The organism is Vibrio fujianensis (assembly GCF_002749895.1).
GTDB classification, from domain to species: domain Bacteria; phylum Pseudomonadota; class Gammaproteobacteria; order Enterobacterales; family Vibrionaceae; genus Vibrio; species Vibrio fujianensis.
This window is the reverse complement of the sequence record NZ_NBUS01000037.1, coordinates 153,883-158,276: the sequence shown is the minus strand read 5'-3', so window position 1 is coordinate 158,276 and position 4,394 is coordinate 153,883. Positions and strand designations below refer to the sequence as shown.

The following is a 4,394-nucleotide window of genomic DNA, read 5'->3' as shown; positions in this document are numbered from 1 at the left end:
ATTGACCATATGAATTGCAGAGCGTTCTTCAGATTTGTTATAAGAGCCGCGAACGGTTTTACCATCGATTGCAACCACTTCACCATCTGTGATTTGATGGCAATCTTTCATCCAACTAATAAATGCTTTTTGCATCGCTGACGGGCTCACCATGCCCATAACGCGCTCGATGGTATCTGACGACGGAATACCATTCTCAAAATCACCCAACGATTTAAGAAAATCGGTTCGGCTTTCACCAAAATCACAGATACCTTCCCAGGTATCAAAACCGGAGAGCACACCACAGATCGTCAACAAAATAATGTCTGACAATTTGTGTTCTACCTTAGCGGCTTGACGGTAATCTTTTATTACTTCGAAATGCATAAATGGGTTCGTTAAAGTGGTCATAATTTGGCTCCGTTTAAGTACAGAACCATTAAAAAACACTCAAAATGATCTACAAATTGATCCTTAATGAGTTTCCAATATTGTGATGAATGCTAAAGAAATACCTTGTAAATTAGAAAATACTAATTTGACGAAAGCCCTTTAAAAATGGGCATGTTCATGCGATTTCCCTGGGTTGGTAAGAGGCTGCTTTAAGTTTGAAATAAGAGAAAAAATAAAGACCAGCAAGGCTGGCCTTTATCGCATAATCGAGGGAAAATTATGCGTTTTTCATTTTTGCTGCCGCTTTAGCAATAGCAGCGAAGCTTTTCGCATCAAGAGACGCACCACCAACCAATGCACCATCGATATCTGGTTGTGAGAAATAGGCTTCAGCATTTTCAGGTTTCACGCTACCGCCATACTGGATGATCACTTGTTCTGCGACAGCGGCATCTTTATCCGCAATAAGAGCACGGATAGAGGCATGAATGCGTTGTGCATCATCAGCCGTTGCCGCTTTACCTGTACCGATAGCCCAGATTGGTTCATAAGCGATGATCGCGCCATTAAATGCTGCAACACCACAGGCGTCGATCACAGCATTGATTTGACGAGCACATACAGCTTCGGTTTCACCGGCTTCGTTTTGTGCCTCAGTTTCACCGATACAAAAAACAGGAGTTAAGCCATTTTCTTTGAGGAAAGCGAATTTTTTCGCAACAAATTCATCGGATTCCTTGTGGTAATCACGACGCTCAGAGTGGCCGATGATGATGTGAGAAGCACCAAAATCTTTTAGCATTGCTGGTGACATATCACCGGTAAAGGCACCGCTGTTGTGTAGGTCAGTGTTTTGTGCACCAAGAATCATCTTGTGACCGCCTTCTTTAATGAGGCGCTCAGCTAGGTCTAGGTAGAGTGCTGGTGGTGCAACCGCAACATCAACGCCAGTGACACCTTCCAATTCAGTATTAAGACCAGTTAGCAGCTCAGTAACCATAGCTTTGCTACCGTTAAGTTTCCAGTTACCCATCACTACAGGACGACGCATAGGAATATCTCCAATTTCAATTGATAAAAAAAATCGACTGGCAAAGAATATAACAGATAAAACTACGTAGATCATGATTATGGTCATGACTTTCTGGAATCCGAGGCTCTGTATGTCGGATACTAAGCAGTGACGTGTTAGACAGAATCGGTAGCAAAGGCTCTAACTTTATGCTTGATTTCGGTATAGTGAAGTAAGATAAGTAAACAAGGAATCAGTGATGCCGAATCTCGTATTGGAGTATTCCAACTCGGTCGAAGAACGAGTGAATATTCAAGGTTTATTAGAAGATTTACACCAAGTTGCCCTGCAAAGTGGCTTGTTTGAAGCCTCGTCAGTTAAATCTCGTACGCTACGTTGCCATCATTGGTTGATTGGTGAACAAGGAAACAGTGTTGATTTTATTCATCTAAACCTTGAGTTGCTGGATGGACGAACGGAAATGCAAAAAACAATTCTCGCGCAACAGCTGATCAGTGTTCTTTCGGAGCAGGCTGGTCAAGTCTATTCTTTAACCGTCAACCTGCGTGACATGGATCGTGCGTATTTTCAAAAAATAACCCATGACTAAGGCTAGGGTCTGTTTATCTTTCGCGGTTAAATTTTGTTCGAGATAAAAGTGTTTTAATCGCGGCGAGAGGTTTGTAGCCTAGTTATTCTAGGCAAAAAGTAACATCGAGCGAGTTAATGTCTTGTCACATCTGCGGTAGGTAACATAAATTATGCCATTACAATCATTACTTTTTTCTTTTCAGGGGCGAATTAGCCGCCAAACGTTTTGGGTTTGGAATGGTTGTTACTATCTATTTATCGCCGTCTTTATTGTTATCGCAAATCGCTTTTTTCCAAACTGGGCGGCCTCCCTATTACCCGTTGTGATGCTGATTATTTTGCTACCAGATCTCGCAATCACGGCAAAACGTTGGCATGACAGAGATAAATCCAGTTGGTGGCTATTACTCAACCTTCCTCTCATCTTAGGGAGAATGAGCGTACCTGTGGGGGAGGCAAGTCTGGCAACCTCACCGAGTTGGTTTGATAGCTTTCTTGCTTTTGCCGCGCTGGGCTGTGGCAGTTGGATCTTAGTTGAGTGTGGTTTTTTGATGGGCACGCAAGGTGATAACCGATTTGGGCGCGATCCGTTATCGCGCTAACGCCACTGCGTTGGACGAGGACGAAAGGGGATAATATCTGCCGGGGTACTATTGTCTACTTCACCTTCTAACACATCCCGAAATCGAACCATTTGTAACCTGAGTTCTCGCATTAAAATGACATTGGCATGGGTTGGATTTTTGCATTGGCTGAGCACACGATCAATGTGGCTTTGTTGGGCTCGTAACCTCTCTTGCATTGCTGATGATGAAGCCTCTATCAACGCATTGCATAAGTTTTGTTTCAATTGGACAAAGGCTTGAGAATCTTGTTGGGCGAGCAATACCAGTTCATCAAATGAAGGAAGTGCGGGTGAGGTGTCTGGAGGAGTCATCGGCGTTTCCTCGTTTGAGTCATGGTTTAGACATGATACGAGTATAGGTGAGATCACTCGAACGAACAAAAAAGCATCACATTTGTCTTGATATTGAGAAAGGGAGCCGCACGGGAGCGGCATTAGCTATTAATGAGGCGTGATACGATAAGCGCAGCGATGCTGACCAGCAATGATGTGCTCATGTCGTTCGATGGTACAGTCGTTGCCTAATAAGTGTTGAAAAATGTTTAATTCTGACTGACACAAAGCAGGGCAGCGCTTCGCTGCTTTACAAATAGGACAATGATTTTCAAGCAGTAAGAAGCCTGAATCTGTGTGCTCAAGTTCAGCCATGTAGCCTTCCTGCTCTCGTAAAGCAACCAAGGTGGCCAATTTACTCGCTAATGAATCACAGTTTTCTAACGCTGACTGATAATAAGCCAGTGTTTGAGCCTCTCGCTCGGCCGTTACTTTGGCTAACCCTGCTCGGCCAAATAGATGTTCGACAGCCTCAATGACTTGAATCGTTAATTCACCATGACGATCGGCAAATTGGTGATGACCTTTTTGCGTCAGTGCCCAGTGACGAGTTGGACGTCCTACTTTTACTTTTACATCATAGAAATCGAGAATCCCGTCTTGCTCTAAGCTTTGTAGATGTTGACGAGCGCCCATGGTTGTTATTCCCAGATCATTAGCGAGTTGTTTGGCTGTTACTGCCCCTTCACGTTTGATGGTGTGTAATATTCGCTCGATGGTCTTCATGGTTTTCCTCTTAATCTAGGGCCAACAGACCCTAGCAACTATTATGGATAAACCGTTTAATAAAGCAAAGAATTTACAATCTTATGGCCAAACGAAACCATCGCCTCTCAGTGAACTTCTCAATAAATTTGTTATCAAGATCACGTTTTTTTTGTGTTTCCCCCTTGGGTTATGTGTTTGGCTCCCCCACATATCACTCACAAGCTGTTTAATCAGCGTTTTATTAACCAAACGAAAATCTATTCAGGAGAGAGGACCGATGAATATTCGTCCATTACATGATCGAGTTATCGTTGAACGCCAAGAAGTTGAATCAAAATCTGCTGGTGGCATCGTTCTCACTGGTTCTGCGGCTGAGAAATCCACTCGTGGTACCGTACTTGCTGTTGGCAAAGGCCGTATTCTTGAAAACGGCACTGTATCACCTTTGGATGTAAAAGTTGGTGATACGGTAATTTTTGCTGAAGGTTACGGTACTAAGACTGAAAAAATTGACGGCAAGGAAGTACTAATCTTGTCTGAGAACGATATTTTGGCAATCGTTGAGTAATTGCTCACAGCAAACTAACCGATAAAAAATGAATTCTAGAGGAAATGCAAAATGGCTGCTAAAGACGTAAAATTTGGTAATGACGCTCGAGTAAAAATGCTGGAAGGGGTTAACGTTCTAGCGGATGCAGTAAAAGTGACATTGGGGCCTAAAGGTCGCAACGTGGTATTAGATAAATCTTT

General features: G+C 43.1%; 7 protein-coding genes. 3 read left to right on the top strand and 4 right to left on the bottom strand.

Features of this window, described 5'->3' with window-relative positions:
• Positions 1-393, bottom strand: a 393-nt coding sequence (locus B7C60_RS03930; RefSeq protein WP_157928677.1) for an ISAs1 family transposase, incomplete at its 3' end; no start/stop codon positions are given.
• A 259-nt stretch (positions 394-652) separates the two neighbouring features.
• Positions 653-1,426, bottom strand: a complete 774-nt coding sequence (tpiA, locus tag B7C60_RS03925; RefSeq protein ID WP_099610525.1) for a triose-phosphate isomerase — start codon at positions 1,424-1,426, stop codon at positions 653-655.
• Between the two features lie 220 nt (positions 1,427-1,646).
• Between tpiA and B7C60_RS03920 the strand changes: the two genes are divergently transcribed.
• Together B7C60_RS03920 and B7C60_RS03915 are read left to right on the top strand one after the other, a co-directional pair.
• Positions 1,647-1,997, top strand: coding sequence for a 5-carboxymethyl-2-hydroxymuconate Delta-isomerase (locus tag B7C60_RS03920; RefSeq protein ID WP_099610524.1), 351 nt, complete (start codon positions 1,647-1,649; stop codon positions 1,995-1,997).
• A gap of 151 nt (positions 1,998-2,148) precedes the next feature.
• Positions 2,149-2,580 (top strand): DUF805 domain-containing protein, encoded by a 432-nt coding sequence (locus B7C60_RS03915; protein WP_099610523.1) that lies wholly within the window; start codon positions 2,149-2,151, stop codon positions 2,578-2,580.
• On the opposite strand, the gene B7C60_RS03910 is transcribed toward B7C60_RS03915, so the two are convergent.
• Positions 2,577-2,915 (bottom strand): DUF3135 domain-containing protein, encoded by a 339-nt coding sequence (locus tag B7C60_RS03910; protein ID WP_099610522.1) that lies wholly within the window; start codon positions 2,913-2,915, stop codon positions 2,577-2,579. The two genes, B7C60_RS03915 and B7C60_RS03910, sit on opposite strands and share 4 nt — an antisense overlap.
• 129 nt (positions 2,916-3,044) lie before the next feature.
• Positions 3,045-3,662 carry a helix-turn-helix transcriptional regulator gene (locus B7C60_RS03905; RefSeq protein ID WP_099610521.1) on the bottom strand — a complete coding sequence of 206 codons (618 nt, stop codon included), beginning with the start codon at positions 3,660-3,662 and terminating at the stop codon, positions 3,045-3,047.
• Positions 3,663-3,921: 259 nt separating this feature from the next.
• Here B7C60_RS03905 and B7C60_RS03900 point away from each other — a divergent pair, with 259 nt between their 5' ends.
• Positions 3,922-4,212, top strand: a complete 291-nt coding sequence (locus B7C60_RS03900) for a co-chaperone GroES (RefSeq protein ID WP_099610520.1) — start codon at positions 3,922-3,924, stop codon at positions 4,210-4,212.
• The last annotated feature ends 182 nt before the right edge of the window (positions 4,213-4,394 follow it).